A 25,940-nucleotide genomic window follows, 5' to 3' on the forward strand; every position below is an offset into this window, starting at 1 on the left:
GACGGGTAACAGCACGCTGGGTAACACCGCGCCGAACAGGCGCCCAGACCATCCGGGACAAACGTCCTGCATGCAGGTGGTTACGGTTGAGTAGGCGAAACAGTGCTGTTCAAAGCACGACTGTTATCGAATCGTTACCTGACGATTTTCTGTCGCGCGTCTGCGGCCGAGATCGCCACCCAAGCACTTGCTCGGTTTTTCAGTCCACAATTGTTCACCAAAATGGCGTCATCGAGTTTGCTGGCAAATCCTTACTAGCCGGTAAGTTTTTCGCCTTGACTCAGTCCCACTGGCCGAATTGCGGCTTCAGGATGTTGTTCACGTCGACGCCCACACCCGCCACCTTGCGCTTGTCGATCTCCACCTGATGCAGGTGCGCGGCAGGGTGGGTGTAGCCCTTCGGCGAGCCCCAGTTGTGCTGCCAGAACCAGGACCCGAGACCGTCCTGCAGCGCCCAGTCGATGACCTTGGAGTTCCCGTACACCCCGACGCGCTGATGTCCGATCACCGATTCCCAGGCCTTCAGGTAGGGCGCGACCTGTGCTTTGTACTGATCCGGGGTCGGGTCGTCGTCGATCGACACGTAGATCGGGGCGGCCACCGGGCCTCCGGCGGCGGTGTGCAGCTGCCAGCCCCGTTTGGCGTGGATGACGCCGGCCTGCTGGCCGCCGAGCCAGTCGGCGGTATCCTGCTTGCCGAACTGATAGTTGGACACGATCTTCAGACCCGCCTGATACAGATCGCGGGCCTCGGTCAGCAGAATCGGCTTGCCCAGCATCCAGTCCCCGCCAGGCCGCCGATCCGAGACGTACCGGATGGCGCCGACGGCACCGGATGCCTTCAGATCACTGCCGCTGATGACGCCTGCCGCGTAGTCGAGCAGGACGCCGAGGGACCCGGTGGCGGCGGTGGCCGGCTCGGCGCCCGCAACGGGCGTCGTGAGCGTCGACGCCAGCGTCCCGAGACCCAGGGCGGCCGGGGTCGTGGCGGCCAGTTTGAGGACGTCGCGTCGCGACATGAACACGAGCCTCAGAATATGACAGTTGCCTCAACGACCACACCAACGACACCGGTCACATCTGCATCACCTTTCGGCAGCCAGGGTGTGGATCGCGAATCCGGTGGCCCAGAGCGTCGATGACCGGCGAAGTCCACCATGACGCTGCGGGTGGACAACTCAATCCGTAGGATCCACCCATGCCGCCAGCCCCCTCTCGCGCACCGCAGATCGAGTTGCGCGGGGTGCGAAAGGTGTTCGGCGAGGTGACCGCGGTCGAAGGCGCCGACCTGACCGTCGCCGACGGGGAACTGTTCGCGATTCTCGGTCCGTCCGGTTCGGGCAAGACCACGGTGCTGCGGATGATCGCGGGCTTCGAGCAGCCGACCGCCGGCACGGTTCATCTCGGTGGCGCGGATGTCACCGCGTTGCCGCCGGCCAAGCGCGACACCAACACCGTCTTCCAGGACTACGCGCTGTTTCCGCACATGACGGTCGCCCAGAACGTCGAGTACGGCCTGAAGGTCAAGGGCGTACCCAAAGCCGAACGCCGCGAGCGCACGGCAGCCGCGTTGGACATGGTGCGGCTATCCGGGCACGCGGCGCGCAAGCCCGCGCAGTTGTCGGGCGGCCAGCAGCAGCGGGTCGCGCTGGCCCGCGCGCTGGTGGGCCGGCCCAAAGTGCTGCTACTCGACGAGCCGCTCGGCGCGCTGGACCTCAAACTGCGCGAGCAGATGCAGGTGGAGCTCAAGGCGATTCAGCGCGAGGTCGGCATCACGTTCGTGATCGTCACCCACGATCAGGACGAAGCGCTCACCCTGTGCGACCGGCTCGCGGTGTTCAACGAGGGCCGCATCGAACAGGTCGGCGCCGCGCGCGAGGTCTACGAGAACCCGGCCAACCGGTTCGTCGCCGACTTCGTCGGCACCTCCAACGTGGTCGACGGTGCGACCGCCGAAGCGCTGGTCGGCCGGGCCGGCACCGTTGCGATCCGTCCGGAACGCATCGCCGTGCTGGCACCTGAGGAGACCGTCCCGGCCGGAATGCGCAGTGTCACAGCCCAAGTCGCCGAAGTGGTGTACGCGGGACCGATCACCCGGGTGGCCGTCGACGCATCCGGGGTCGGTCTGACCGCAACCCTGCTGTCGGCCGAGGCATCCACCGACCTCGCCCACGGTGCAACCGTCGTCCTGGCCTGGCCAGACAGCGCCGTCCGATCCCTGTCCGCCTGAGAAGAGGAGCTCGCCATGAGAACCACCACCCGCCGCCTGGGCGTTGCGCTGGCCGTGTGCGCCGCACTGGTCGCCGCCTGCTCGAGTTCCAACAACTCCGGTGGCGGCGGCACCACCGCGCCGCCGAAGATGGAGCCGTTGTCGGCCCTCGGCAGCGGCGAAGGCCAGCTGAACCTCATTGCCTGGCCCGGCTACGCCGAGGACGGGTCCAACGACCCCAAGGTCGACTGGGTGCACCCGTTCGAGCAGAAAACCGGCTGCAAGGTCAACGTCAAGATCGGCAACACCTCCGACGAGATGCTGCAGTTGATGCGCACCGGTCAATACGACGGCGTGTCGGCGTCCGGTGACGCCACGCTGCGCCTGATCTACGCAGGCGACGTCGCCCCGGTCAACACCAAGCTGGTGCCCAACTACGAGACCATCTCGGCGTTCCTCAAGGACAAGCCGTGGAACTCGGTGAACGGCCAGATGTACGGCATCCCGCACGGCTGGGGCGCCAACCTGCTGATGTACAACACCGATGTCGTCAAGGGCGCCCCGGACAGCTGGGGGGCGGTGTTCCCCGGCGCCCCGGAGTACAAGGGCAAGGTCACCGCGTATGACTCCCCCATCTACATCGCCGACGCCGCGCTGTACCTGTCGAAGACGAAACCCGAACTCGGCATCAAGAATCCGTACTCCTTGACCGAGGACCAACTCAATGCCGCGGTGGATCTGCTGAAGGCGCAGCACGGCAACATCGGCGAATACTGGTCGGACTACACCAAGGCGGTGCAGGCCTTCGAGTCCGGCACCTCGGTGATCGGCACCACCTGGCAGGTGATCGCCAACATGATCACGTCCGACAACAAGGTCAAGATCGCCACCGTGCTGCCCAAGGAAGGCGCGACCGGGTGGTCGGACACCTGGATGGTCTCGTCGAAGGCCAAGAATCCCAATTGCATGTACCAGTGGATGGATTGGATCACCTCGCCCCAGGTGAACGCCCAGGTCGCCGAGTACTTCGGTGAGGCGCCCGCGCAGACGAAGGCCTGCGAATTCACCAGCGACAAGACGTTCTGCGACACCTACCACGCCACCGATTCCGCCTACGCGGAGAAGATCAGCTACTGGACGACGCCGCAGAAGCAATGCGTGGACGGCAGCGGTGACAACTGCACGGCCTACAACGAGTGGGTCGACAAATGGCAGCAGATCAAGGGCTGAGCCACGGGGTGAGCCGGCGCCTGCGTCTCGCCTTCCTGCTCGTTCCGCCACTGGCCTGGCTGGTGGTCGCCTACCTGGGATCGCTTGGCGTACTGCTGCTTTCAGCCTTCTGGAGCACCGACACCTTCACCGGTGCGGTGGTGCGCTCCTACACCGGTGACAACATCGTGCGGGTGCTCACCGACGCGGTGTTCCGCACAGCGACCCTGCGTACGGTCGGGATCGCGTTGAGCGTCACCGCGATCTGCATCGTGCTGGCCGTGCCGCTCGGCCTGTACATGGCCAAGGTCGCCTCACCGCGCGTGCGGCTGGCCCTGGTGGTCGCGGTCACCACCCCGTTGTGGGCCAGCTATCTGGTCAAGGCCTACGCCTGGCGGATGTTGCTGTCGCCGGAGGGTCCGCTGCACTGGGTGGCCGGGTACACACCGGGCTACGGCCTGATCGCCACGGTGCTCACGCTGGCCTACCTCTGGTTGCCGTACATGGTGATCCCGGTGTTCGCGGCGTTCGAGCGGGTGCCCGACCCGCTGATCGACGCCAGCTCCGACCTGGGCGCGTCGGATCTCACCACATTGCGAACCATCGTGGCGCCGTTGGTGTTTCCCGGCATCGCGGCCGGTTCGATCTTCACGTTCTCGCTGTCGATGGGTGACTACATCGCGGTGACGATCGTCGGCGGCAAAACCCAGATGCTGGGCAACATCATCTACGGACAGCTGGTGACCGCCAACAACCAACCGCTGGCGGCCGCGCTGTCGCTGATCCCGCTGGTGGCGATCGTGCTCTACCTGCTCGCGATGCGGCGCACCGGTGCATTGGAGAACGTCTGATGCTGTCGCCCACCCTGCGCCGGCTGGTCCGGATCTGGACACTGATCGTGCTGGTCTTCTTGTACGCGCCGCTGCTCCTGGTGCTGCTCAACGCGTTCAACTCGTCGAAGACGTTCGCTTTCCCGCCAAGCGGTTTCACGCTGCGGTGGTGGGCCGACGCATGGGCCAGCGACGGTATGTGGCATTCGCTGGCGAACTCGGTGGTGGTGGGTTTGTGCGCGACCGCTCTTGCGCTGCTGTTGGGCAGCATGGCCGCGTTCGCCGTGCAGCGCTACGAGTTCTTCGGGCGGCAGACCATCAGCTTCCTGGTGGTGTTGCCGATCACGCTGCCCGGGATCGTCACCGGTATCGCGCTGAACGCGACGTTCACCTCGGCACTGGGGATGACGCTGGGGCTGGCGACGGTCATCGTCGGGCACGCGACGTTCTGCATCGTGATCGTGTTCAACAACACCCAGGCCCGGCTGCGCCGGCTCGGCACCGGCCTGGAGGACGCCTCAGCCGACCTGGGCGCCTCGGGCTGGCAGACGTTTCGCTACGTCACGTTCCCGATGATGCGGGGCGCGCTGGTCGCCGGTGCGATCCTGGCCTTCGCGCTCAGTTTCGACGAGATCGTCGTCACCACGTTCACCGCGGGGCCGACGGTGCAGACACTGCCGATCTGGATCTTCGGCAACCTGTTCCGGCCCAACCAGGCCCCGGTGATCAACGTCGTCGCCGCGACGCTGACCGTGCTGGCGATCATCCCGGTGTGGCTGGCGCAACGCTTCGGCGGTGATCCCGCATCCACACGGGTATAGCCCGGGAATCAATTTGCGTCGCCGGGAGATGATTGGTGGGGCGGATCGACGAAGGGTGACGGACAGTGCGGGCCTGGATTGTGTGGTCGACAGGAACGTTGGCCTACATCGTGGCCGTCCTGGACCGCACCACGATGGGCGTCTCCGGGCTGGACGCCGCCAAGCGATTCTCGGCGAGCCCCGGCCTGCTGTCGACGTTCGTCGTGCTGCAGGTGATCGTCTATGCGTCCGCACAGATCCCGGCCGGACTGCTCCTCGACCGGTTCGGGTCCAAACGGATGATCCTGACCGGTGCGACTCTGATGGTCGCGGGTCAGCTGGTGCTGGCAGTAACTGTGTCATTGCCCACCGCGATCGCCGCCCGCGCGGTCGTCGGGCTCGGCGATGCGTTCACGTTCATCTCGGTGTTACGGCTGGTGCCGCACTGGTTCACACCGCGCCAGATCCCGTTGGTGACTCAGCTGACCGGTATCTCAGGCCAACTGGGACAGGTGCTTTCAGCGGTGCCGTTCCTGTCGCTGCTCATCGGGTCCGGGTGGACCCGGGCCTACCTGGCCGTCGCGGCGTTCGGCGTGCTGTCCCTGGTGCTGACCCTGGCCCTGGTGAAAGACACCCCGAGCGGCGTGACCGCCCACGATCCCGTGACCAGCGTTCGCGAGACGCTGGCCAGTGTGAAGACGGTCTGGATGCGACCCGGCACCCGGCTCGGCTTTTTCACCCACATGGGCACCCAGTTCTCGGTCACCGTCTTCGCGCTGATGTGGGGGGTCCCGTATCTGACGGTGGCGCAAAATCTTTCGCGCGGCGAGGCAGGAACGCTGCTGACCATCTCGGTGGTCGCCGCGATCGTCTTCGGGGTGCTGATCGGCATCATCACCGGGCGGCATCCGCACCGGCGGTCGTGGATCGTGCTGGGCATCGTCATCAGCAATGCGCTCATCTGGACAGTGGTGCTGGCGTTGCCGTCCGCGGCGCCGCGCTGGCTGCTGGTGCTCCTGATCGTGGTGATCTCGTTCGGCGGCCCGGGCTCGATGGTCGGCTTCGATTTCGCCCGCACCTTCAATCCGCGCTCGACGCTGGGCACCGCACAGGGCGCGGTGAACATGGGCGGCTTCCTGGCCTCACTGCTGGTCATGCAGGCGATGGGCGTGATCATCGGTGCGACCGGCGGTTACTCGTTCGAATCGTTCCGGGTGGCCTGGTGCGTCCAATACGCGGTGTGGGCGTTCGCGATCGCAGGCATTCTGATCACCCGCCGCAAAGCCAGGCGCACGATCGGCCAGATCGAGGAAAGCCGGTACCTGCTGGAGTTCTTCAGCGACTCCGAGCCGGCGCCGGCCGCCCCTCGTCCGGACCGTTGATCAGCGGTTGCGGCTGCTCTCGCGGCGATTGGCCTTCATGATGGCGTCGACCAGTTCGCCCTTGTTCATCGCGGAACGCCCGCTGATGTCGAGCCGTCTGGCGACGTCGAGCAGATGCTTCTTGCTCGCATTGGCGTCCACCCCTTCGGCGCTCTTGCCTTTGGGATTGGGACCACCGCTGCGGGCCCGGGAATCCGAGGGCCCCGTGGAGCTCTTGGCCTCCCAGTGGTCGCCGACCTTCTCGTAGCTGTGCTTGAGCGCGCTGTAGGCCACCCGGTGGGCCCGCTCGCCCTCGCCGTATTCCTCGGCCGCCGCGTCGTGCGCCTTGGCGAATGTGCGCTGCGCCTTCGCGTCGGATTTCTTCAGAGTGCTGGGCAACTCACTCTTCTTGGCGTCGCCGCGCTTGGTTGTCTTGGGCATCGACATCACCTCCGTATCGGGGTCGGCTACCCGGCGATCAGGGGCGGAAAACGTCGGTGAAAACGGTCGGTAACGCCCACCGGTCGGCGGTCGATATCCCAGTCAGCCCCGAGCTGCCGTGCAACCCGACTCCGCGGCAGCCCGGGCTCCAACTTTTCCGCCCGTCGGCCCGACGTTTGATCATCCGGTACCGGAGGTATCACCCAAGCGTCGAAGGGACGCACGATGGGTCTGGACCTCACGCCGACGACGGCGCAACACGATCTCGCTCGCCGCACACACGAATTCGCCGAACAGTGCATCCGGCCGGTGGCCGCCGACTACGACAAGCGCCAGGAGTTTCCCTGGCCGGTATTGGAGGACGCGGCTGCCCGGGGGTTCTATAGTCCGCTGTTCTATCGCGACCTGATCGGTGATCCGACCGGCCTGTCACTGCCGATGTTCATGGAGGAGCTGTTCTGGGGTTGCGCGGGAATCGGTTTGGCCGTGGTCATGCCGGCGCTGGCGCTGTCGGCCATCGGCCAGGCAGCCACCCCCGAGCAGATGCTGACTTGGGCGCCCGAGTGCTTCGGCACCCCGGGGGATCTGAAATTGGCCGCATTGGCGATCTCCGAACCCGAGGGCGGCAGCGATGTGCGCAACCTGCGGACCCGAGCCCGGCGCGACGGTGACGACTGGATCATCGACGGACACAAGATGTGGATCGGCAACGGCGGCATCGCCAACGTGCACGTCGTCAACGCCGTCGTCGACGAGGAGCTGGGCCACCGCGGACAGGCTTTGTTCGTAGTGCCCGGTGGCACACCGGGTTTGAAGCTTGTGCGCAAGCTCGACAAGCTGGGGTGCCGCGCCTCGCACACCGCGGAGCTGAAGTTCGACGGCGTGCGGGTGCCCGGTGCGAACCTGCTCGGCGGGCAGGACAAGCTTGAGCACAAACTCGCCAAGACCCGCGAGGCCATGGCCACCGGCGGGCGGCGCTCCGGATCGGCCACGCTCGGCACATTCGAGCAGACCCGCCCGATGGTGGCTGCCCAGGCGCTCGGAATCGCCCGGGCCGCACTGGAATACGTCACCGCCTACGCCAACCGCCGCGAGGCGTTCGGCGCTCCCATCATCGACAATCAGGGCATCGCCTTCCCACTGGCCGACCTGGCCACCGGTATCGACGCCGCCCGGCTGTTGACCTGGCGCGCGTCCTGGATGGCCGCGAACAACGTCCCGTTCGAGCGCGGTGAAGGCTCGATGGCGAAGCTGGCCGCCAGCGAGATCGCCGTCAAGACCACCGAACGGGCCATCCAGACCATGGGCGGCTGGGGATACATCAGCGACCATCCGGTGGAGAAGTGGTACCGCGACGCCAAGCTGTACACCATCTTCGAGGGCACCAGCGAGATTCAGCGGATCGTGATCTCCTCGGCGCTCGGCGCGGCCGACGGCGGGCCGCCGATGCACGTCGAGCTGGAACCCTCAGGCGGTCCGTTCAACCGGCTGTTCGGCCGCGGCACCCCGGCGCGCGGTCGTGTCGCCGAAACCGCCCTCGCCATGAAGGACCGCGTTCCCGAACCGGCGATGCGGATGGTCATGAAGGTTCTCGCGCCACCGAAACCGAAGCGCTGAGCCGCCGAACGGCCCACGCCGATGGGACTTCAGCCCCTATCAGCGACACCGGACGACATGGTCGGATCGGTATGACTGAGGGGGATGTCATGGACGATCTCGACCAGACCAAGCATTCGGCCGTGTTGATCGCCGTCGACGAGGATGCCGATCGCACCCGGGCCACCGCGCTGCTGTCCTGGCGGAGTACCGCCCTGGTGGGCACGGGGACCGCCCGGATGGATGCCGGCACCGAACATGCGGTGGAACTGCGCGACGAGGTGGCGGTCGCGAGGGCATTGTCCAACCTGGCCAGTCAGCTCTTCGCGACATCGATGTCGGAGATCGACGCCGCGGCCAGCTAGCGGCCTGGCGTTTTCACCGCGCGCTGATGTCGCCGTCGGCGACAATGGAGTCTGCCGTCCCAGGGAGCCCCTGATGCCCGAATCGTTCACACCGCCGTCGATCGTGGTCGGCGTCGATGGTTCTCGGGGCGCTGTGCGGGCCGCGTTGTGGGCGATCGACGAAGCAGTCAGCCGTGACATCCCCCTGCGGCTGGTCTATGCCATCCACCCGCCCGGCCCGGACCCGGTGGACCCGCAGGAGGAAGCGCGCCTGTTGGCCGGCGCGGAATTCGCGGTCCGCTCCGCGGCGGACGCGGTCGAGGCCACCGGGCGGCAGGTCAAACTCGAAGTCGAGATCCTTCAGGGCCTACCAATCGCCACGCTGGTGGAGGCCTCCCGGGTGGCGGCGATGATCTGCGTCGGCGAGGTCGGCCTCAAGCACTTCGACGCCGACCGCATCGGGTCGACGGCGACCGCGCTGGTCACCGCGGCGCATTGCCCGGTCGCGATCGTGCGGGGCGAGGATCGGATCGCCGGCCATGATCCCGGCTGGATCGTCGTCGAGCTCGACGAATCCCCCGACAGCGCTGCGGTCCTGCAGTTCGGGGTCGCCGAAGCGCGCTTACGGGGCGCGCCGCTGCGGGTTCTCGGCTCGTGGCAGTCGCGCTACACCGACGTCCACGACTCCCACGCCGTCTCCGACGGCAATCGGATGGTGCGCGCGCAGCTGGACCGCCGGCTGTCGCATTGGAAGAACCAATATCCCGATCTGGACGCCCGACCGGTCGCGATCCACGGCAGCGTGCTGAACTATCTGGCCAAACACGCCGGGTCCATCCAGCTCGTCGTAGTGGGCGCGCGCAACGCCCGGGGCATCGAAGAACTGCTGGGTCCGACCGGGTCGGCGGCCCTGCACAACACCGATTGCTCGGTTCTGGTCGTCGACCGTCAGCGATTGTTGTGACACTCGACAGCGAACTCCCGATATCGTTGCGGCATGGTCAAGGTCTTCCTCGTCGATGACCACGAAGTCGTTCGCCGTGGACTGATCGACCTGCTGTCCGCCGATCCCGATCTCGAAGTCATCGGTGAAGCCGGTTCGGTGGCCCACGCGTTGGCGCAGATTCCGGCGCTGAATCCCGACGTCGCGGTGCTCGACGTACGCCTGCCCGACGGCAACGGCATCGAGCTGTGTCGCGACTTACTGTCCCGAATGCCCAACCTCCGGTGCCTGATGCTGACGTCGTTCACGTCCGACGAGGCGATGCTGGACGCCATCCTCGCCGGGGCGAGCGGCTATGTGGTCAAGGACATCAAGGGCATGGAGCTCGCCGAGGCGATCAAGGATGTCGGCGCGGGCCGGTCGCTGCTCGACCATCGTGCCGCCGCGGCGCTGATGGCCAAGTTGCGCGGTGCCGCTGAGCGTTCCGATCCGCTGTCGGGTCTCACTGAACAGGAACGGGTCCTGCTCGGCTTACTTGGCGAGGGCCTGACGAACAAGCAAATCGCCGCGCGAATGTTCCTCGCTGAGAAGACGGTGAAAAACTACGTATCGCGTCTGCTGGCAAAACTTGGGATGGAGCGCCGCACCCAGGCGGCGGTGTTCATCTCGAAGCTCGACCATAACCAGCGTAGCCAAGATTGAAGCGGCCGTTGCCTTCTGGTGGCAACATGAGGGCGGTGACCGACACTGTCGGACCGAACGGGAATCGCAAGGCGGGTTCGCCGCTGCGTGACACATTGTCGGGTCTTCGTCTGCGCGAGCTACTTGCCGAGGTCCAGGACCGGGTAGAGCAGATCGTCGAAGGTCGGGACCGACTCGACGGCCTGGTCGAAGCGATGCTGGTGGTGACCTCCGGTCTGGAATTGGACGTCACGCTCAAAACCATCGTTCACACGGCGATCGACCTCGTCGACGCCCGCTACGGAGCGCTGGGCGTACGCGGCCACGACCATGAGCTCGTCGAGTTCATCTACGAGGGCATCGACGCCGAAACCCATGAACTGATCGGCCCGCTGCCCTCCGGACGCGGCGTCCTCGGCCACCTGATCGACGAACCGAAACCGATCCGGCTCGACAACATCACGCAGCACCCGGCATCGGTGGGCTTCCCGCCGAATCACCCGCCCATGCGCACCTTCCTCGGCGTTCCGGTGCGGATCCGCGACGAGGTGTACGGCAACCTATATCTCACCGACAAGGCGGACGGGCAGCCGTTCAGCGAGGACGACGAAGTCCTGGTCGAGGCGTTGGCCGCCGCGGCGGGTATCGCGATCGACAACGCCCGTCTCTACGAACAGTCCCGCACGCGGCAGTCCTGGATCGAGGCGACCCGCGACATCGGCACCGAGTTGCTGGGTGGTGCGGACCCGGCCCAGGTGTTCCGGCTCATCGCCGACGAGGCGCTCAAACTCACCGCGGCGGACGTGGTACTGGTCGCGGTGCCCAGCGATATTCAGCTGCCCGTCGACCAGGTCGAGGAATTGCTGGTGGTCGAGACGGCGGGCAAGGTCGGCCAGCCCGAATCATTGCCGCCAATCACCGTGCGGGACAGCGTGATCGGCCACGCCTTCGCCGCGCAGGCACCGCAGCGGTTCACCGACATCAGCGACGAGCTGCCCGCGATACCCGGGATCGGCGCCGCGCTGGTCCTGCCGTTGCGCACCACCGACACCGCCGCCGGGGTGGTGGTGATCCTGCGGCGTACCGGCAGGCAGACGTTCAGCCACGAACAGCTCGACATGATGGCGGGCTTCGCCGACCAGGCGACGCTGGCCTGGCAGTTGGCCTCGACCCAGCGGCACCTGCGCGAACTCGACGTGCTCTCCGACCGCGACCGGATCGCCCGCGACCTGCACGACCACGTCATCCAACGGTTGTTCGCAATCGGCCTTTCCCTGCAGGGCACGATCCCGCGCAGCCGGCTGCCCGAAGTGCGCCAGCGCCTGACGAGCAGCGTGGACGACCTGCAGGAGGTCATCCAGGAGATCCGCACCGCGATCTTCGACCTGCACGGCGGGTCGGTGGGCGCCACCACACAGCTGCGTCAGCGCCTCGACGACGCGGTCAATGCGTTCGCCGGTTCGGGGCCGCGGATCGCCATTCAGTACGTCGGACCGTTGTCGGTCGTCGAGGCGGGGCTGGCCGATCACGCCGAGGCGGTGGTTCGCGAGGCGGTCAGCAACGCGGTGCGCCACGCTGACGCCCAGTCACTCAGCGTCACTGTGCGGGTGGAGGACGAACTCGCGATCGAGGTGATCGACGACGGCCGCGGTATGCCGGCCGAGGTCAACCCCAGTGGGTTGATCAACCTGCGTCGCCGCGCGTACGAGGTCGGCGGGGACTTCACCGTCGACAACGCCGAAGGCGGCGGTACGGTGCTTCGCTGGAGCGCACCACTGCCGTAAGGCCTTGGCGTCCAAGGCGTTTGAGGCTAGCCGCTGCGCGCGACGATCACCGGCTGCCGGGACCCGTGCACCACCGCGGTGCTGACCGACCCCAGCAGCATCCCGGCGAATCCACCCCGTCCGTGGCTGCCGAGGACGGTCAACTGCGCCGACTCCGACTGCTCGATGAGCTGTTGCGCGGGCCGGTCGGCCACCACCAGCCGGTGCACCACGACATCGGGGTAGCGCTCCTGCCAGCCGGCCAGCCGCTCGGCCAGTGTCTCTTCGGCGATCGACCGCAGTGCCGACCAGTCCAGACCGGGGAATTCGAACACCCCGGTGTCACTCCAGGCGTGCACGGCGACCAGTTCCACCCCGCGCAACGAGGCCTGCTCGTATGCGATTTCCAGCGCCTTCTCCGAGGCCGGTGAACCGTCGACGCCGACGACCACCGGGGCCTTCGACGGGCGGGCCGTCAACGTGTCCTCGTCGTGGATGATCGCCACCGGGCAGTGCGCGTGGTGGACCAGGCCGGTGCTGACCGAACCCAGCAGACTGCGGGCCAGCGCGCCGCGACCCCGGCACCCGACCACGATCAGCTGGGCGTCTTTGGACAGGTCGGCCAGCGTCGGTATCGGAGAGCCACTCACGATCTCGGTGGTGACCTTCACGTCCTTGGCGGCCGCTGCGACGGTTTCAGTCGCGCTCTCCAGAATCTCACGAGCCGAATCTTCCTGCCACTGAAGGTAACCGCTGGGAACGGGCACTTCGGGGAAGGTCATCACCACGGGCGAGCTGAGCACATGCACCAGGTGCACCTGTGCCCCACGCAACGCCGCGTCGCGTGCCGCCCAGTCGACGGCAACCTTCGACTCCGGGGATCCGTCCACACCAACGACGATGTCGTATTTCGTTGCAGAGGTTGACATTTGATATTCCTTCCGGGTTGTCATGCCACACGACTGTCGAGCCCGTCGACCACTTCGGAGAATGGCCGGCGCGGGGTGGCAGGCAGTGGGTCGGCGTTCACCGCCGCCCAGCCGATACGCACCAGCATCTGCGGATAGCCGCTGGTACCGAAGACGTCTTCGCGCACCGCTTGTCGTGTTTCGCTGATCTCCAGCGGCTCGGTGACCGGGCACGTCGCCAACCCCATGGCGGTGGCCGACAGCAGCACCAGGCTGGTCGCCTCGCCGGCGCGCAACCGGGCCAGGTCGTCGTCGGTCTCGGTTCCGAGCGCGAGCAGGACGGCGTTGTCCTCGGCGGCAGGCGTTTCCGACGGCTGCGCCAGGATCGGGCCTGCGAACACTCGGGCCGGCAGCGTCGCGTGCTGATCGGGTGCGGGAGTGTTGTGGGCGGGCACTCCCGCCAGCGACCCGTACCGGCCGCTCCAGGCGCTGAGCTCACTGAGATAGTCGGCGTCAGCGGCGTGCCTGGACACCGATCGGGCGACGATCTCCGTCAGATGAGGCAGCAGGTCCAGCTGGCGCAGCATCACCCCCGCCCGTGCGGCGCGGGCACCCATCAACGCGATGTCACCACCGGGTACCGGCCATGAGCTGAAGGTGCGCCGATCGGTACGACGTCGGGTGATCGCGGCGGCCAGGGTGACGTCGAGTTCACCGGCGGCGAGCGGCTGCACCTCGATCGACGCCAGGTGAGCGCTGTCGGCCGGATCGGGGAACCGCCGGATCGTGGCCTGCCACCCCAGCGCGGCCAATGCGACGGTGCAATGGTGCAACGCGGCGCCGCAGCTGACGAGCATGTCGCGACGGTCGGGATCGGTGTTCGGCAGGTGTCTGCTGGGGTCCGCGTACAGATGCAGGCTGCTGGGCCCGACCCGCCAGTGCCAGGGCTGCGAGTTGTGCACCGACGGCGCCCGCATCGCCAGGCTCAGCACAGTCCGAATGGTCTCGGGCTCGGGAAACGGCACGCTCATACGTCCACTGTCGCCGCGCCACCCAGGATCTGACAGGGGCGTAAGTCCCAAGCTGTGGGGACTTGAGTGGGCTGATCCCAGCGTCAGGGATGTCTGCTGGTCACTCCCCCGTCGACCACCAGGTGGGCTCCGGTGATGAACGACGCCTTCGGCGACATCAGGAACGCCACCGCCGCGCCGACCTCGTCCGGGTTCCCCAGCCTGCCGATCGGCGCGGCCGCCTCGAAACCCTCGCGCACCTCGTCGACGTCGAGCGCGATCTGCAGCATCGGGGTGCGAATGAAGCCGGGGCACACCGCGTTGACCCGGATCCCGTCCGGACCCAGCTGAGCTGCCATCGATCGGGTCAGCCCCAGCAGGCCGGCCTTGGAGGCGCAGTAGGCCGGGATGAACGGGTTGGCGGTCAGTCCCTCGATGCTCGAGATGCCGACGATCGCGGGGGCTGCACCGACACGGGCGGCCTCCTGCAGGTGTGGCAGCAGCAGTTGCGACAGGATCGCCTGGGCGCGCAGGTTGACGTCGAGCACCGCATCCCAGGATTCCTCGGTGAAAGCGCCGACCGGTTCGGCGATGACCCGCCCGGCGGCGTGCACCAGCCCGTCGATTCCGTCCATCGCGGCCGCGGCGGCGTCGACGGCAGCACTCAACGCGTCGCCGTCGCACACGTCGATCACGGTGTGCGGCATACCGAGTGCCTCGGCCACCTCCGCCACCGCCGGGGCGATGTCCCACAGCGCGACTCGGCGTCCGTCGGCGATCAGCGCCTCGGCTGAAGCACGGCCGATCCCCGACGCGGCTCCGGTGACGATGACACCACTCATGTGTCGGCCTCCTCGGTCAACTTCGCCCGCCTGAGCGGACTCGGCGGATTGTCGAACCAGAGGTTCTCCTCGCGCAGCTGCCTGCTGCGCCATCCGCTGTCGGTGCGGACCATAACGTGGTGGTAGTAACCGCCGCACGCGCTTGTCTCAGTCGCGCCCGGCAGCAGCATAGGGTTGTAGAACATGGCTCGCACTGTTGCGGTGTCACCGTCGATGTCCGCCTCGATGTTGGTGACGAAGTGTTGCGTCATCGGCATCAGCACCAGCGATCGCTCCAGCCAGGAGCAGACCTCGTCGCGGCCGTCCTCCGGGCCGCCGACGGAGCTGTAATCGAGACGGGCATCGTCGGTGAACAAGGACCGCAGCAGATCCCAGTCATGGGTGTCGACTGCCCGGGCGTAACGGTGCAGGACCGACGCGATCTCGAGTTCGTCGCTGACGCGCTGCACGTCCATCGTCACCTCTTGTGTAGGAAGCCGTTGTGGCGCTTGCGTTCCGCCGAGTCGGCCGCGTCGATGATGGCACGAACCGTGCGTCGGCAGCGGCCGCATTCGGCGCCCGCTCCGCACGCCTTCGCGACCTGTTTGGTGGTGGTGGCGCCCGCCTCGACGGCCTCGGCCACCACCTGGCTCGTGACACCGTTGCAAAGGCAGACGAACATCGGTTGATCCTCAGCCGGTTTCGTCCAGCCGCATGATGTGCTGCAGCCGGCCGACGAAGACCGGCGGGTAGGCCCCGACTCCGGTGTGGCCCATCCACTCCGCCGCCACGTCGGGATGACTCACCCAGTCGGAGGCGTCGGCTTCGTCGTCGAGTTCTTGCAGGATCATCACTTCGTGGTCGTCGTCGAAGGCCTTGAAGATGCGTACGGCCCGCACCCCGGCGGCCTCAAACCGCGGCAGTCCCTGGTGAACTCGCCCGATCATCGCGGGGACGTCGTCGACCGCGGCGATCGCCCCGACGATCACCCCCGGCGGGGTCGCCTCGGACGGCTCGACGAGCGTGACCTTGTCCACCGTCTCGCCGGCGAAGATGGCAGGGATGTCGTCGAGCCCCACAGCGTCGAACCAGTTGAGGAACACCCGCGAGCGCAAGACCTCGAGGATGGGCTCTTTGCTCCGCAGTGAGATGGTGACCATGACGCGACCACGCTCACGCGTCGAGGTGTAGACCAACACGTAATGCGCGCCGAGCTCGGCGAGCGCGGACTCGCTGCGTTGCAGCACCGGCCAGACCCGGCTGGGATCCGGGACCCGGTAGTCCATAGCCAGCACGAGCGTGTGGGTCTCGACCTCCGCCGCGCCGTCCATGCCGACGCCTAGTCGCTGGCCGGCAGCGGTTTTGCGGTCTTCTGCTCCAACGGTGTGGTGCCGACACTGAGACTGCCGGCTCCGGCCTTGGTGACCAGAAGTTCGGCGCCGTCGGAGTCGACGTAACGCTTACCCATCACAGTGCCGCCGGAGAACTCCGGATCCAGTTGCGCGCCTTCGGTTTTCTCGCCATCCAGCGGGATCATCGGGACGCCGCCGGCCCGCAGGTCGTCGAGACTTTCCGATGAGCGCACGACGATCACCTGGGTGTCGCATACCTGGCTCTGCAGTCGGGTGCCGGTCTTGATCATGTTGTCCTCCTGGGATCACGGGGTGGCGGTCGGCGACTTGAGCTCGTCGGCAAGCTGGCGGCGAAGCACCTTGCCGGTCGGTGTGGTGGGCAATTCGTGGCGGAACACCACCCGGTCCGGGGTGCGTGAACCACGCAGCTGGGTGCGCACATGGGCGCGCAGGTCTTCCGGATCCGGGGTGATGTCGGCGACGGGCACGACGACGGCGACCATGATCTGGCCCCATTCGTCATCTTCGACGCCGACGACGGCGACGTCCCGCACGTGGGGATGTTCGACGAGGACGTCCTCCACCTCCGCCGGGGCGATGTTCTCCCCGCCGCGGATGATGGTGTCGTCGGAGCGTCCGCCGATGAACAGGTATCCGTCGGCATCGAGGTAGGCGACATCCTTGGTGGGGAACCAGCCTTCGGCGTCGAGCACCGAGCCGATCTCGGCGTAGCGGCCCGACACCTGATCGCCGCGGACGTAGAGCTCGCCGACCTCCTCGGGGCCCAGGACCGTACCGTCGTCGGCGCGGATCTGCACCTCGATCCCCGGCACGGGCTGACCGACCGAGCCGAGCCTCTTGCGGGCGGACTCGTCAGCGGCCGCATGCGCCGCCCGGTGGTCGTCCGGGCTGAGAACGGCGATGGTGGAACTGGTTTCGGTCAGGCCGTAGGCGTTGACGAAGCCCACCGCGGGCAGCAGCTCGAGCGCCTTGCGTACCAGGGGCAGGGCAACTTTGGAGCCGCCGTATGCCAGTGACCGCAGCGACGGCAACGGCGTGGGGTTGGTCTCCAGCTCGGTGATGATGCGATCGAGCATCGTCGGCACCACGGTGGCGCTGGTGACCGCTTCGGTGGAGGCCAGCCGGATCCACTCGCGCGCGTCGAACTTGGGCAGGTACACCATCTTTCGGCCGGCGTACAGATTCGACAGCGCCGCACTGACGCCGGCGATGTGGTACGGCGGCACGCAGATCAGTGCGGCGTCTCCGGGCTCGGCGGACGCGAACTCGACAGTGCCGGTCACATAGCTGGTGAGGTTGTTGTGCGACAGCTCGACGGCTTTGGGCCGCGACGTGGTCCCGGAGGTGAACAGCACCACCGCGATGTCGTCGGGATCCGGGAATTCGGCGACCGGCTCGGCCGTCGCTGCCGCGGCCAGGAACTCCCGTGATTCGATTCGCGCAGCACCCAAACCGGCCACCACGTCGCCGTATTCGGCGTCGAAGACGATCAACGGGTCGGGTAGCCGGTCGATGAGTTCGGCCAGCGCCTCGGCCGACAGGCGATAGTTCAGCGGCGTGAACGCCCGTGCGGCACGCGCCGAGGCGAAGATGAGCAGCGGCAGCATGACCCCGCCGAGGCCGACGTAGACCACGCTGCCGGCACCGCGGGAGTCAATGACGCCCGCCCCGCCGTCGGCGAGCGTGTTCAGCTCGCCCACGGTGAGTCGCTGGTCGTCGCTGACCACCCCGACGCGCTCGGCATCGGAGGCGGCCATCTCCAACAACAGTGCCACGCTCATCGATTGGTCCTCCTGCTCAGCTGGCCTAGATCGGATTGAATTCGGAGATCAACCAGTGGCCGTCGGTCTTGGTCAGCTTCACCATGACGCTGCTGGTCGCCAGGGCCGGATCGGGCCGATCCTTGCTGGTGGTCACCTGATTGACGAAGACCAGCACTGTCGCGTCACCGGGGTGCATCTCCGAGAGCGCCGCCCGCGCGACGGTCGCCTCGGTTTTGACGCCCTTCTGCTTGGCCGCCGGTGCGACGATCTGGTCGGTGAATTGGCTGTAGTACTTGAGGAATTCGCCGGTGAGGTGCGCCTTGGCGTTGGCCAGGTCCTTGTCAAGGCTGTCCGGGGAGTACGACAGCAAGGCCACCGTGCCGTCGCGGGCGGCGTTGATCGCCTGCTGCTGAGCCGCGGAATTGGTCTGCTGATCCGGCCGGTACAACCACCAGTAGACGCCGCCGGCGGCACCCGCGGAAGCGACCAGCAATACCACCAGCAGGACCGCCGCCCAGTGCCTACCGGCCCAACTCAGCGGACCGCGCCGTGCACCCGAGGCCGGGGTTTCGGCTTCGGTAGTGGCTTCGCCAGCGGTGTCGTCCCCCTCGGCGGCCTCGGCGGTGGTTTCCGCATCCAGTTCCGTAGCGGTCGACTCCTCGTCGACGACGGCTACCTCTGTGTTGTCGCCCTCAACAGGCTCGGTGGTCTTGTCACTGCTCATGGCACAAACTCCACATTCGACATCTTGTATTGGGCACCATCTCGCGCGACAGTCACGCTCATCCGCCATGCGCGCGGATCCTGATGTGCCCCATTGGCATTGGTTACGGTCGAAGAAGCAGCCAGCAGCACCACGCCGGTGTCGCCGCTCTCTTTCTCCAACGCGGCAGATTTGACCGTGCCGACGGTGACCGCCTTGGACTGCTCAGCGGTCTTGACGAAATCGTCTGCACCCCTGGTGAAATCGTCCTTGAACGTTCCTGTGGACAAGTCGATGACGTGCTGGACGTCGGCCTTGGCCCGGTTGTAATCGATGGACAGCAGCGCTATCACGCCCTCGCGCGCCGCGGCCACCAACTCGGCTTGATGCGCTCGTTGGGCGACGACCTTCTGGTGCGCGACGAGCATCAGACCGGTCACCACCATCGATGCGATGGCAAGAATGACGACCACCGCCACCGCCACCGTGACCGCACCGATGCGAGCCCACCAGCCGCGGGGCTCGAGCTCGGCGTCGTCGTCGTAGTCTTCCGCCTCGCCGTCGAAGTCGTCGTCGCCGTCGAAGTCGGCGTCGGCGTCGGCGGGATCCTCATCCGTGGAATCGGGCTCCGCACCTCGCAAGCGCGCCGCGGTGGCCTTGGCGCGCGCCGCTTCGGCTCGGGCTTCGGCCTCGGCGGCTTCGGCCTCGGCGAGCTCGGCCAGCGCTTCTGAGACGGCCTTCTCGTTGACCTCAGCCGCCATGGCACCCACACATGTCTTTGCGGTCCGGCACGCGGCGCGCTACAGCAGATATGCGTCGCATGTCGGACTCCTCTCTGGACCAAACATCCCGCCAGCGTACGGGCGACCACTGTGCGGTCCGCCACACGTACGACCGACGCGCGATAACCGGTGAGAATGACATTATCATCAGGCGGTAAATGGACTCGATACACCGGCGCATACGACGCTTAAATTACGCATTCTTAGTGCGGAAATGATATTTCCGGATACTCAGCGCAGCTGGTCCTTCATCACCTTGCCGGTCGCGTTCAGCGGTAGGCCCTCGACGAATACGACCGACCGGGGCACCTTGAAACCGGCCATCCGGTCTCGGCTCCAGGCCATCAGATCGTCCGCCGACAGCGGAGGGTCCCCTTTCAGCACCACGAACGCCTTGCCGACCTGACCGAGCCGCTCGTCGGGCACCCCGATCACCGCCGCCTGCGCGACAGCGGGGTGTTCCATCAGGAAGCCCTCGATCTCGGCCGGGTAGGCGTTGAAGCCGCCCACGATGAACATGTCCTTCTTGCGCCCGACGATTTTCAGGCGTCCCGACTCGGTGAAGCTGCCGAGGTCTCCGGTGTGCAGCCAGCCGTCGACGTCGATGGCCTCCGCTGTGGCCGCCGGATCGTCGAAATAGCCCTGCATGACGCTGTAGCCCCGGACCAGCACTTCGCCGTCGTCGGCGATGCGCACCTCGACTCCGTCGCACGGCACGCCAGCCGTGGTGGCGACGTCTTCGAACGAGTCCCCCGGCCGGGACAGCGTCGCGGTGCCGGCCTCGGTGAGCCCGTAGCCGGTGGCCAGTGTGCGGAACGGCAGTTCCTCGTGCACCCGGCGGACAAGTTCGACCGGAATGTCGGCGGCACCGGTCACCCCGGCCCGCAGCGTGGCGAGCTTGCTCTTGTCCGGCACCGCCAGCAGCGAGTGATAGAGCGTCGGTGGCCCCGGCAGCATCGTGATTTTCTCGGCCGCGATCAGCTCGACAACGCGCTCGACATCGAAGACCGGAACGGGCAGCATCGTTGCGCCCCGGATGAAGGTGGCGATGCAGCCGGCCTTGTATCCGAAGGTGTGGAAGAACGGGTTGACGATCAGGTAGCGATCGCCTCGCCGCAGATCGGCCAGATCGCACCACTCGGCGTACATCCGCAGGTTCTGCAGATGATTCATCATCACGCCCTTAGGCCGGCCGGTGGTACCCGAGGTGTAGATGATGTCGGCGATGTCGGTTCCGCCGACCTCCCGCTGCGTGGGTTGGCCGTCGTCGAGAAAGCCGGACTTCAGGTCGATCGCAGGCACACCGGCCGGGACGATGAAATCCTGTCCCAGGAAACCTTTCTCGACCAGGACCGCCTTGGCACCGCTGCGGGTGATGATGTCGGCGGCCTCGGCCTGCTTGTAGCGGGTGCTGACCGGGACGACGATGCCGCCCGCGGTGAGCACCCCGAAGGCCGCGATCATCCACTGCGCGGAGTTGGGCGCCCAGATGGCGACCCGGTCACCCTTCTCGACGCCGACGTTCGCGAACGCGCCTGCCGCACAACGCACCCGGTGCGCGACCTCAGCGAAAGACAGTCGCAGCGGACCGTCGACGACCGCTTCCGAGTCGCCGAATCGGTCCGCCGCGCTCAAGACCATCTCAGGGATGGTCTGCCAGGGTGTTTCTCGAATCACACGGTGACGAGGCGAGACAGGTTGCCGCCCATGATCTTTGCTTGATCGTCGGCCTTCAGATGCTGAAGTGCCTCGATGTAGTAGGTCGGCTCCGCCAGCCCTTCGGGATGCGGCCAGTCCGATCCGTAGAGCACCTGATCCACACCGACGAGGTTGACCAGATCGTCGATGCCGTCCTCGAAGAACGGGCTGACGTGGATGCGGCTCTTGACCATCTCGACCGGATCACTCGGGAAAGCCTCCGGGGCCTTGCGGAAGACCTCGGCCAAGCCGTCGAGCAGCGGAGTCATCCACTTCGAGCCGGCCTCGACGATCGCGACCTTCAGCTTCGGATGGCGGTACAGCGCACCGTGAATCACCCACGACCCCACCGAGTCCTGGATCGGACGCCACTCGTTGAGGATGCCCATCGCATTGGTCTGGAACGGCAGCATCTCCGCGCTGGCACCGTCCCATTCGGAGGTGTACCGGGAGTAGCCACTGTCGCTGGAGTGCATGCCGACCAGCAGGTCGTACTCGACGACGCGCTCCCAGAACGGGTCGAACTCGGGCAGTGCGAACGATCGTGGCCCACGGAATCCGGGGACCGGCGCGGGGCGAACCAGGATGCAGCGGGCGCCCCTCTTGACCACCCACTCGAGCTCTTCGATCGCTTTCTCGACGATCGGCAGTGTGATGACGGGAGTGGTGAAGATGCGGTTCTGGTAGTTGAACCCCCACACCTCGTCGAGCCACTGGTTGAGGGAGTGGACCAGGACGTGGATGGCCACCGGGTCGTCGGACAGCCGCTCCTCGAGCAGGCTGGCCAGGGTCGGGAACATCAGGGTCTTGTCCAGACCGAGCTCGTTCATCACCTCGAGGCGCGGGCCGGGCTCGAAGAACGCGGGGATGGCACGCATCGGCTCACCGAACAGTTCGCGCTTGGTCTTACCGTCCGGGTTGCCGTACTTGAAGTACTCCTCCCACGCGCCCGGGCGGGCGACGACCTCGAAGGTCGGGTTGGGAATGTAGTTGCTGATCTGACCGCGCAGCGCAATCTTGGTGCGGCCGTTGACCTGCACGTACTGGACGTAGTCCTTGTATTCCTTCGGCAGGAATTTGGTCAGCGCCTCCGGCGGCTCGTAGAGATGGTTGTCCGCGTCGAAGATCGGAAACGGCACGTCCACCCGGTGCGACAGTTGACCCATGAAATCCTCCTTATGCAGTTGGAGAGAATCCTATTCTCATAGGTGCGGTCGAGGCAATACGTCCCCCTCCCCAGCCCCGGCCGTTGTCGAATTTCTTACAAACCAGTAAGTTGGCCGTCATGACAGCAATCAGCCTCGCCGCGATTTCCGATCCCCCCGCTGTGCAGGACTTCTGCCATAGGTGGGCCACCGCATGGAACGATCACGACGGCGACGCCGTCGCGGCGTTGTGCGCCGAAGACCTGGTCTACGACGAACCGGCGCTGGGCCAGACCGTGTATGGGCGCGAGCCGATCAAGAACTTCGTGACCGAGATGGCACGGACCTTCCCCGACAACAGCTTTGCCCTCGAGGGCCTGTTCGCCGATGTCCGTCGGCGTGCCGTGCTGGTGGCGTGGAAGTTCACCGGAACCGTCGCCAACACCAGCACCGTCGTCGAGTTCCACGGCGATGATCGGCTGGAATTCGGCGAGGACGGCCTGATTACGACCTACCGGTGCCTGTACGACAACAAACTGGTCAAACGCCAGATCCGGGGTACCGAACGACGATGAGCCACTCTCCGGCTCCGCGGGTGCACAAGCCGGCGGCGGTTCGCCGCCGCGAGATCATCGCCGCCGCCGCGATCGAGTTCGCCGAAAACGGACTGGCTGGAGCCCGATTGGAAGCGATCGCCGCGCGGGCGGAGGTCTCCCATCCGCGCATCGTGCAGATGTTCGGCTCCAAGCGGGAACTCTTCTTGGAAGTCGTCACCTGGGTGTTCGATCGCGTCAAGGAGGCGTTCGCCGCGACCGCCCCGGCGCACCAGGAGGGCTCCGGCGCGCCCCTTGTCGCGCTCGGCGATGCCTATCGCCGCCTGTTGCAGAAAGACCGCATCGTCGCACTGGTAATGCTGCATGCGTATGCCGCGGCGGGCGACCCCGTTGTGCGCGACGAGGTGGCGGCCCGCTATCTGGCACTGCAGCAGACCATCACGAACCTCACCGGCGCCGATGCCATGGGTGTTCGTACCTTCATCGCGACCGGCCTGCTGGTCACCGTGTCCAGCGCGTTGGCACTGCCCGGCAAACGCACCGACGCGCAGTGGGGCGGGTGGCTACTGGAATTGGTCACCCCTGCCGTCACCGGCCAGCGCTAGCCTCCGCCCGGCGGCGCCGAGCCGATCACTCCGGCTGCCGACAATTCCTCGATATCGGTGTCGGACAAGCCGAGTTCGGCCAGCAGCTCATGATTGTGCTGGCCGAGCAGCGGCGCAGGCGCGGTGTGGATCGGCGGTGTCCGGCGAGACAGGCGAAACGGCATCGTGGTGAATCGCGCCGGCTCGTTCACCGGGTGATCGAGCACTTCGAAGAACTCGCGGGCGGCAAGCTGTTCGAGCTCGGTCTGCCGGTGCGGCTGGATGACCTTGGCCACCGGGACACCGGCCGGCCACAGCGCGGCGATGATTTCGTCCCCGGTGCGGTCCCGGCACCACGCGCCCAGATGCCGGTCGACGACGTCCTCGCGGGCCCGCCGGCCACTCTCGGTGTCGAGGTCGGGATCGGCGGCCCAGTCCGGATCGCCGAGCGCGTTGCGCAGCGCCTGCCATTGCTCGTCTTTTTCGACGGCGATCGCCACCCAGGAGTCATCCCGCCCGAACTCGTCGATCTCGTTGCTGCGGTAGAGGTTCTGCGGCGATGCCGACGGTCCCCGGTTGCCTGCACGCTGGAGCACCGCGCCGTACGCGGAATACTCGACGATCTGTTCGGCGGCGATGTTGAGCGCCGCATCCACCATCGCGGCCTCGACCAGTGCCCCCTCGCCGGTGCGCCGGCGATGTTCGAGCGCGAGCAGGACCGCGTTCAACGCGTGCAGGCCGGCGTTCGGATCACCGACGGAATACGGTTCGTACGGGTTGCGGTCCGGGTAGCCGGTGAGCCAGCTGATACCGGCGGCGGCCTCGATCACGTACGCGAACGCCGGATTGTCCCGCCACGGGCCGTCCAGCCCGAAACCCGGCATGCGGCACATCACGATATCCGGCCGGATGCGTTGTACCGCAGCATAATCCAAGCCGAGGTGATCGAGCACCCGCGGCGTGTAGTTTTCGGCGACCACGTCGGCGGTGGCGATCAACCGGAGCAGCAGCTCACGTCCGCGTTCAGTGCCCAGGTCGAGGGTGATGTCCTTCTTGCCGGTGTTCAGCGCTGCGAAGATCGGCTGCTTCTCCCACCAGTGATCCTCAGAGACGGGAACCCCGGCGATCATCCGGGTGCCGTCGGGGCGGCGCGCTGATTCCACATGGATCACCTCGGCGCCAAGCAGCGCCATCAGGTGGGTCGCCGACGGTCCGGCCCAGAACGTGGTGAGATCCACAACGCGGATCCCGCTGAGTGGCAACCGATCCTGAGCAGTGCCGGGCCGCCGGGGCGGGCGCGACGCCTGGCGATGCCGGTCGGTGTGCTCCCCGAGTCGCGGTGCCGGCGACGGCGGGCGCAACTCGACACCGGTGATCCGGTAGGGATGACCGGGCTGGCGGAAGCCGGCCGGGTGGGTGACGAACGTCTTGCGGGCGACGAAATGCTCCAGCGACTCGATGGTGTCGGGCGTCGCTACCGGCGCGTTGGGGATCCGGAACGCCGTGGCCAGCTCGCGGACCTCGTCACCGGTGTGCTCGGCCATCCAGGCATACAGCTCGTCGGCTTTCTCGCTGGCCTGCTCGGTGATGCTCACGGGCGCGTTCTCGTCGATCCACTCCTCGTGTCCGATCATCGCGCACAGGTCGAACCACTGCTGAGCGGTGCCACATCCGACGTCCACCAAGCCGTCCTTGACGCGGGCGACGCCAGGTACGGTCAGCTTGCGGGCGTCGCGCCAGGGCCGCCCGAGCATGTCGGAGTAGGTCACCGGGTAGTAGGTCAAACCCATGACGTGACTTTCCAGCATGGACAGGTCGATGAGATCGCCGGCGCCGCCGGCCAGCACCTGCATGCGGGACGCCAGGATCGCCGCACTGGCGTACGCCCCGGACAGATAGTCGCCGACCCGGCCGCCGACGTAGACCGGTGCGCGGTCCGGTGCGCCGCGGCCCAGCCCGACGATGCCGCCGGACCAGGCCTGCAGCGTGAATTCGGTTGCGGGGCGGCCACTCCACGGGCCATCCAGACCAAACGGTGTGATTGCGGCGACGATCAGGTGCGGGTGGGCGGCGTGCACAGCGGCAGGCGTCAGCGCCGGGTGTTCGGCCAGCGGCGAATCCGGTGACCAGACGACGGCGTCGGCGCCGGCCAGCAGGTCGCCCACCCAGCGCAAATCCTCGTCGAGGGCCGGGTCAGCGACCACACTGTGCTTGCCACCGGCCAGAAAGCTGAACAGCGCGCCGTCCTCGTGTGGTCCGATCCGCGCTCCGGAGGCTGACCATCGCCGCAGCGGATCACCTTCGGGCGCCTCGACTTTGATGACGTCGGCGCCGGCGTCGGCGAGCAACTTGGTGCAGTACCCGCCGGGGATGCCGGTGGACAGGTCGACCACGACAAAGCCGCTCAGTGGTGAGTCGGTCAT

27 protein-coding genes are annotated in these 25,940 nt (G+C 66.7%); 12 read left to right on the plus strand and 15 right to left on the minus strand.

The genetic code is table 11. The features are described from left to right. Positions 1–280 precede the first annotated feature (280 nt). Positions 281–1,024: a DUF1906 domain-containing protein gene (locus CRM90_RS19870; protein WP_102808657.1), complete on the minus strand. Its 744-nt coding sequence runs from the start codon at positions 1,022–1,024 to the stop codon at positions 281–283. A gap of 173 nt (positions 1,025–1,197) precedes the next feature. On the opposite strand from CRM90_RS19870, the gene CRM90_RS19875 reads away from it, so the two are divergent. The 5 genes from CRM90_RS19875 (at position 1,198) to CRM90_RS19895 (ending at position 6,429) form a co-directional block, all read left to right on the plus strand. Further along, positions 1,198–2,229, plus strand: a complete 1,032-nt coding sequence (locus CRM90_RS19875) for an ABC transporter ATP-binding protein (RefSeq protein ID WP_102808658.1) — start codon at positions 1,198–1,200, stop codon at positions 2,227–2,229. A 15-nt stretch (positions 2,230–2,244) separates the two neighbouring features. Then, positions 2,245–3,438 (plus strand): ABC transporter substrate-binding protein, encoded by a 1,194-nt coding sequence (locus tag CRM90_RS19880; RefSeq protein WP_102808659.1) that lies wholly within the window; start codon positions 2,245–2,247, stop codon positions 3,436–3,438. After that, positions 3,417–4,268, plus strand: a complete 852-nt coding sequence (locus CRM90_RS19885) for an ABC transporter permease (RefSeq protein ID WP_102808660.1) — start codon at positions 3,417–3,419, stop codon at positions 4,266–4,268. The genes CRM90_RS19880 and CRM90_RS19885 overlap by 22 nt, the downstream gene beginning before the upstream one ends. Further along, positions 4,268–5,068, plus strand: a complete 801-nt coding sequence (locus CRM90_RS19890) for an ABC transporter permease (RefSeq protein WP_102808661.1) — start codon at positions 4,268–4,270, stop codon at positions 5,066–5,068. Before CRM90_RS19885 ends, CRM90_RS19890 begins: the two co-directional genes overlap by 1 nt. A 65-nt stretch (positions 5,069–5,133) precedes the next feature. After that, positions 5,134–6,429 (plus strand): MFS transporter, encoded by a 1,296-nt coding sequence (locus CRM90_RS19895; protein ID WP_102808662.1) that lies wholly within the window; start codon positions 5,134–5,136, stop codon positions 6,427–6,429. Here the strand turns inward: CRM90_RS19895 and CRM90_RS19900 are convergent, their stop codons facing one another. Then, positions 6,430–6,849 (minus strand): ChaB family protein, encoded by a 420-nt coding sequence (locus CRM90_RS19900; protein ID WP_102808714.1) that lies wholly within the window; start codon positions 6,847–6,849, stop codon positions 6,430–6,432. Between the two features lie 225 nt (positions 6,850–7,074). Between CRM90_RS19900 and CRM90_RS19905 the strand changes: the two genes are divergently transcribed. The 5 genes from CRM90_RS19905 (at position 7,075) to CRM90_RS19925 (ending at position 12,197) form a co-directional block, all read left to right on the plus strand. After that, on the plus strand, positions 7,075–8,466 hold the full coding sequence (locus CRM90_RS19905; RefSeq protein ID WP_102808663.1) for an acyl-CoA dehydrogenase family protein: 1,392 nt from the start codon (positions 7,075–7,077) through the stop codon (positions 8,464–8,466). A gap of 71 nt (positions 8,467–8,537) precedes the next feature. Continuing rightward, a complete protein-coding gene (locus CRM90_RS19910; protein ID WP_233209407.1) occupies positions 8,538–8,810 on the plus strand; it encodes a dsRBD fold-containing protein in 273 nt (90 codons plus the stop codon). Positions 8,811–8,883: 73 nt separating this feature from the next. After that, positions 8,884–9,753, plus strand: coding sequence for a universal stress protein (locus CRM90_RS19915; RefSeq protein WP_102808665.1), 870 nt, complete (start codon positions 8,884–8,886; stop codon positions 9,751–9,753). A gap of 33 nt (positions 9,754–9,786) precedes the next feature. Beyond that, positions 9,787–10,434 carry a hypoxia response regulator transcription factor DosR/DevR gene (gene dosR, locus CRM90_RS19920; protein ID WP_102808666.1) on the plus strand — a complete coding sequence of 216 codons (648 nt, stop codon included), beginning with the start codon at positions 9,787–9,789 and terminating at the stop codon, positions 10,432–10,434. A gap of 26 nt (positions 10,435–10,460) precedes the next feature. Next, positions 10,461–12,197 (plus strand): GAF domain-containing sensor histidine kinase, encoded by a 1,737-nt coding sequence (locus CRM90_RS19925; protein ID WP_102808667.1) that lies wholly within the window; start codon positions 10,461–10,463, stop codon positions 12,195–12,197. Positions 12,198–12,223: 26 nt separating this feature from the next. On the opposite strand, the gene CRM90_RS19930 is transcribed toward CRM90_RS19925, so the two are convergent. The 12 genes from CRM90_RS19930 to CRM90_RS19985 all read right to left on the minus strand — a co-directional run bounded on the left by CRM90_RS19930 (position 12,224) and on the right by CRM90_RS19985 (position 22,400). Then, a complete protein-coding gene (locus tag CRM90_RS19930; RefSeq protein WP_102808715.1) occupies positions 12,224–13,105 on the minus strand; it encodes a universal stress protein in 882 nt (293 codons plus the stop codon). A 20-nt stretch (positions 13,106–13,125) separates the two neighbouring features. Continuing rightward, positions 13,126–14,115 carry an Acg family FMN-binding oxidoreductase gene (locus CRM90_RS19935; RefSeq protein WP_102808668.1) on the minus strand — a complete coding sequence of 330 codons (990 nt, stop codon included), beginning with the start codon at positions 14,113–14,115 and terminating at the stop codon, positions 13,126–13,128. Positions 14,116–14,198: 83 nt separating this feature from the next. Beyond that, complete coding sequence (locus tag CRM90_RS19940) at positions 14,199–14,936, minus strand: SDR family NAD(P)-dependent oxidoreductase (RefSeq protein WP_102808669.1); 738 nt, start codon at positions 14,934–14,936, stop codon at positions 14,199–14,201. After that, entirely contained in the window at positions 14,933–15,391 is a 459-nt protein-coding gene (locus CRM90_RS19945) for a nuclear transport factor 2 family protein (RefSeq protein WP_102808670.1), read from the minus strand. Before CRM90_RS19945 ends, CRM90_RS19940 begins: the two co-directional genes overlap by 4 nt. Positions 15,392–15,393: 2 nt before the next feature. After that, the gene (locus CRM90_RS19950; RefSeq protein ID WP_102808671.1) at positions 15,394–15,597 is read right to left on the minus strand and encodes a (2Fe-2S)-binding protein; all 204 of its coding nucleotides are present in this window, start codon (positions 15,595–15,597) and stop codon (positions 15,394–15,396) included. Positions 15,598–15,607: 10 nt separating this feature from the next. Next, positions 15,608–16,246 carry a fatty-acid--CoA ligase gene (locus tag CRM90_RS19955; protein WP_102808672.1) on the minus strand — a complete coding sequence of 213 codons (639 nt, stop codon included), beginning with the start codon at positions 16,244–16,246 and terminating at the stop codon, positions 15,608–15,610. An 8-nt stretch (positions 16,247–16,254) separates the two neighbouring features. Then, positions 16,255–16,557, minus strand: coding sequence for a hypothetical protein (locus CRM90_RS19960; protein WP_102808673.1), 303 nt, complete (start codon positions 16,555–16,557; stop codon positions 16,255–16,257). A gap of 15 nt (positions 16,558–16,572) precedes the next feature. Next, positions 16,573–18,069: a class I adenylate-forming enzyme family protein gene (locus CRM90_RS19965; RefSeq protein WP_102808674.1), complete on the minus strand. Its 1,497-nt coding sequence runs from the start codon at positions 18,067–18,069 to the stop codon at positions 16,573–16,575. Positions 18,070–18,094: 25 nt separating this feature from the next. Continuing rightward, positions 18,095–18,775 carry an Rv1363c family protein gene (locus CRM90_RS19970; RefSeq protein ID WP_199189966.1) on the minus strand — a complete coding sequence of 227 codons (681 nt, stop codon included), beginning with the start codon at positions 18,773–18,775 and terminating at the stop codon, positions 18,095–18,097. Beyond that, on the minus strand, positions 18,772–19,515 hold the full coding sequence (locus CRM90_RS30525) for an Rv1363c family protein (protein ID WP_158249037.1): 744 nt from the start codon (positions 19,513–19,515) through the stop codon (positions 18,772–18,774). The genes CRM90_RS19970 and CRM90_RS30525 overlap by 4 nt, the downstream gene beginning before the upstream one ends. Before the next feature lie 252 nt (positions 19,516–19,767). Continuing rightward, entirely contained in the window at positions 19,768–21,213 is a 1,446-nt protein-coding gene (locus tag CRM90_RS19980) for a FadD3 family acyl-CoA ligase (protein ID WP_102808675.1), read from the minus strand. Next, on the minus strand, positions 21,210–22,400 hold the full coding sequence (locus CRM90_RS19985; protein WP_102808676.1) for an amidohydrolase family protein: 1,191 nt from the start codon (positions 22,398–22,400) through the stop codon (positions 21,210–21,212). Before CRM90_RS19985 ends, CRM90_RS19980 begins: the two co-directional genes overlap by 4 nt. A 119-nt stretch (positions 22,401–22,519) precedes the next feature. Between CRM90_RS19985 and CRM90_RS19990 the strand changes: the two genes are divergently transcribed. Both CRM90_RS19990 and CRM90_RS19995 read left to right on the plus strand, forming a co-directional pair. Continuing rightward, on the plus strand, positions 22,520–22,954 hold the full coding sequence (locus CRM90_RS19990; protein ID WP_102808677.1) for a nuclear transport factor 2 family protein: 435 nt from the start codon (positions 22,520–22,522) through the stop codon (positions 22,952–22,954). Further along, the gene (locus CRM90_RS19995) at positions 22,951–23,538 is read left to right on the plus strand and encodes a TetR/AcrR family transcriptional regulator (RefSeq protein WP_102808678.1); all 588 of its coding nucleotides are present in this window, start codon (positions 22,951–22,953) and stop codon (positions 23,536–23,538) included. The genes CRM90_RS19990 and CRM90_RS19995 overlap by 4 nt, the downstream gene beginning before the upstream one ends. Here CRM90_RS19995 and CRM90_RS20000 read toward each other — a convergent pair. After that, the gene (locus tag CRM90_RS20000) at positions 23,535–25,940 is read right to left on the minus strand and encodes a CaiB/BaiF CoA transferase family protein (RefSeq protein WP_102808679.1); all 2,406 of its coding nucleotides are present in this window, start codon (positions 25,938–25,940) and stop codon (positions 23,535–23,537) included. The two genes, CRM90_RS19995 and CRM90_RS20000, sit on opposite strands and share 4 nt — an antisense overlap.

This window comes from Mycobacterium sp. ENV421, from assembly GCF_002887815.1.
Taxonomy (GTDB): Bacteria; Actinomycetota; Actinomycetes; order Mycobacteriales; family Mycobacteriaceae; genus Mycobacterium.

What these genes read in the sequence shown, in the direction of transcription:
- CRM90_RS19875 (WP_102808658.1), top strand. Translation starts at nt 1,198, where the DNA reads ATGCCGCCAGCCCCCTCTCGCGCACCGCAGATCGAGTTGCGCGGGGTG.
- CRM90_RS19880 (WP_102808659.1), top strand. Translation starts at nt 2,245, where the DNA reads ATGAGAACCACCACCCGCCGCCTGGGCGTTGCGCTGGCCGTGTGCGCC.
- CRM90_RS19885 (WP_102808660.1), top strand. Translation starts at nt 3,417, where the DNA reads ATGGCAGCAGATCAAGGGCTGAGCCACGGGGTGAGCCGGCGCCTGCGT.
- CRM90_RS19890 (WP_102808661.1), top strand. Translation starts at nt 4,268, where the DNA reads ATGCTGTCGCCCACCCTGCGCCGGCTGGTCCGGATCTGGACACTGATC.
- CRM90_RS19900 (WP_102808714.1), bottom strand. Translation starts at nt 6,849, where the DNA reads ATGCCCAAGACAACCAAGCGCGGCGACGCCAAGAAGAGTGAGTTGCCC.
- CRM90_RS19905 (WP_102808663.1), top strand. Translation starts at nt 7,075, where the DNA reads ATGGGTCTGGACCTCACGCCGACGACGGCGCAACACGATCTCGCTCGC.
- CRM90_RS19910 (WP_233209407.1), top strand. Translation starts at nt 8,538, where the DNA reads ATGACTGAGGGGGATGTCATGGACGATCTCGACCAGACCAAGCATTCG.
- CRM90_RS19915 (WP_102808665.1), top strand. Translation starts at nt 8,884, where the DNA reads ATGCCCGAATCGTTCACACCGCCGTCGATCGTGGTCGGCGTCGATGGT.
- dosR (WP_102808666.1), top strand. Translation starts at nt 9,787, where the DNA reads ATGGTCAAGGTCTTCCTCGTCGATGACCACGAAGTCGTTCGCCGTGGA.
- CRM90_RS19925 (WP_102808667.1), top strand. Translation starts at nt 10,461, where the DNA reads ATGAGGGCGGTGACCGACACTGTCGGACCGAACGGGAATCGCAAGGCG.
- CRM90_RS19930 (WP_102808715.1), bottom strand. Translation starts at nt 13,105, where the DNA reads ATGTCAACCTCTGCAACGAAATACGACATCGTCGTTGGTGTGGACGGA.
- CRM90_RS19935 (WP_102808668.1), bottom strand. Translation starts at nt 14,115, where the DNA reads ATGAGCGTGCCGTTTCCCGAGCCCGAGACCATTCGGACTGTGCTGAGC.
- CRM90_RS19940 (WP_102808669.1), bottom strand. Translation starts at nt 14,936, where the DNA reads ATGAGTGGTGTCATCGTCACCGGAGCCGCGTCGGGGATCGGCCGTGCT.
- CRM90_RS19945 (WP_102808670.1), bottom strand. Translation starts at nt 15,391, where the DNA reads ATGGACGTGCAGCGCGTCAGCGACGAACTCGAGATCGCGTCGGTCCTG.
- CRM90_RS19950 (WP_102808671.1), bottom strand. Translation starts at nt 15,597, where the DNA reads ATGTTCGTCTGCCTTTGCAACGGTGTCACGAGCCAGGTGGTGGCCGAG.
- CRM90_RS19955 (WP_102808672.1), bottom strand. Translation starts at nt 16,246, where the DNA reads ATGGACGGCGCGGCGGAGGTCGAGACCCACACGCTCGTGCTGGCTATG.
- CRM90_RS19960 (WP_102808673.1), bottom strand. Translation starts at nt 16,557, where the DNA reads ATGATCAAGACCGGCACCCGACTGCAGAGCCAGGTATGCGACACCCAG.
- CRM90_RS19965 (WP_102808674.1), bottom strand. Translation starts at nt 18,069, where the DNA reads ATGAGCGTGGCACTGTTGTTGGAGATGGCCGCCTCCGATGCCGAGCGC.
- CRM90_RS19970 (WP_199189966.1), bottom strand. Translation starts at nt 18,775, where the DNA reads ATGAGCAGTGACAAGACCACCGAGCCTGTTGAGGGCGACAACACAGAG.
- CRM90_RS30525 (WP_158249037.1), bottom strand. Translation starts at nt 19,515, where the DNA reads ATGGCGGCTGAGGTCAACGAGAAGGCCGTCTCAGAAGCGCTGGCCGAG.
- CRM90_RS19985 (WP_102808676.1), bottom strand. Translation starts at nt 22,400, where the DNA reads ATGGGTCAACTGTCGCACCGGGTGGACGTGCCGTTTCCGATCTTCGAC.
- CRM90_RS19990 (WP_102808677.1), top strand. Translation starts at nt 22,520, where the DNA reads ATGACAGCAATCAGCCTCGCCGCGATTTCCGATCCCCCCGCTGTGCAG.
- CRM90_RS19995 (WP_102808678.1), top strand. Translation starts at nt 22,951, where the DNA reads ATGAGCCACTCTCCGGCTCCGCGGGTGCACAAGCCGGCGGCGGTTCGC.
- CRM90_RS20000 (WP_102808679.1), bottom strand. Translation starts at nt 25,940, where the DNA reads ATGACCGACTCACCACTGAGCGGCTTTGTCGTGGTCGACCTGTCCACC.